This is a genomic window from Rhodococcus sp. T2V, assembly GCF_029269925.1.
GTDB lineage: Bacteria > Actinomycetota > Actinomycetes > Mycobacteriales > Mycobacteriaceae > Rhodococcus_F > Rhodococcus_F koreensis.
In genome coordinates this window covers 1-580 of record NZ_JARJBD010000365.1, presented here as the reverse complement: position 1 = coordinate 580, position 580 = coordinate 1, and the positions used below count along the sequence as shown (strand labels likewise).

Below are 580 nucleotides of genomic sequence, written 5' to 3'. Positions count from 1 at the left end.
GCCGACGCTTGAGCCCCGATCCCGTCCTGCACGCCATCGCCGGACCGAACGGTGCCGGCAAGACCACGTTCTACGAACACGTGCTCGGCCCCGTTACGCACCTGGACTTCGTCAACGCAGACGTCATCGCCGCCGCACGCTGGCCGAACGAGACGGCCACCCACGCGTACGAAGCGGCCGCCCTCGCGGCCGAACAACGAGCACAGCGGATCGCCCAACGCCGATCGTTCGTCACCGAGACCGTGTTCTCCCACCAGTCGAAACTCGACCTGCTCCGCGACGCCCAACAGGCAGGATTCCACATCACCTTGCACGTGGTCCTGATCCCGGAGGAGTTAGCTGTCGCGCGCGTGGTCGACCGCGTGGCGAACGGAGGCCACCACGTACCCGAGGAGAAAATCCGGGCCCGGTTCGGGCGGTTGTGGCCCCTACTGCGGGTCGCGATCGCCGCCGCCGACCAAGCCTACGTATACGACAACACCACCACAGCCCACCCGTTCCGCCTGATCGCAACCTTCACCAACGGCAACGCGATCGACAACCCGACCTGGCCGTCCTGGACCCCAACCGCTCTCCGCAC

Annotated in this window: 1 protein-coding gene; it reads left to right on the top strand. The window is 66.9% G+C overall.

What is annotated here, in order from left to right:
- Positions 1-8 precede the first annotated feature (8 nt).
- Positions 9-580, top strand: a 572-nt coding sequence (locus P3H15_RS54400; protein WP_276144886.1) for an AAA family ATPase, incomplete at its 3' end; no start/stop codon positions are given.